This window comes from Methylocapsa sp. S129 (assembly GCF_009765995.1).
Lineage (GTDB): Bacteria > Pseudomonadota > Alphaproteobacteria > Rhizobiales > Beijerinckiaceae > Roseiarcus.
The window spans coordinates 1-365 of the sequence record NZ_LMUI01000002.1 but is presented as its reverse complement, the minus strand read 5'-3'; the positions used below and the strand labels follow the sequence as shown (position 1 = coordinate 365).

Here is a 365-nt window from a genome sequence, read left to right as displayed (position 1 = left end):
AGTATGGCCCGGGGGATCCGTATACGTTTCTAATTTGTAGTTAACGGTTGGATACCACTTTGAGGCATGTAATATGGTACTGAGCTTCGGCACAGGGCTCAAATTGCATCATTAAATGTCTCCGATGTGGCTATATGTCATGGATAAAGGCAGCCCCCTATATCTTTTTTTGTGGCAGCATGGGTCCATCAAAGCAATTATTCAGGGTCTTAATGACCTCCACAGCTCTAAACGTAATTCATCTGGCTTTGCCTGTACTTACTTCCTCCATGAAAAAAAGAGTTGATAATGCTCATAATGCTGCCCAGCAATTTCCTCCCTTCTCAAGACTATTCTGGCTTCCTGGGTACTTAAAAACAGGGCTT

Annotated in this window: 1 protein-coding gene; it reads left to right on the top strand. The window is 43.3% G+C overall.

Going from position 1 to position 365, the window contains the following annotated elements; genetic code table 11:
* Positions 1 to 134: 134 nt before the first annotated feature.
* Positions 135 to 365 (top strand): hypothetical protein (locus GSQ90_RS32055; protein ID WP_210254777.1); only part of this gene is annotated, 231 nt, incomplete at its 3' end.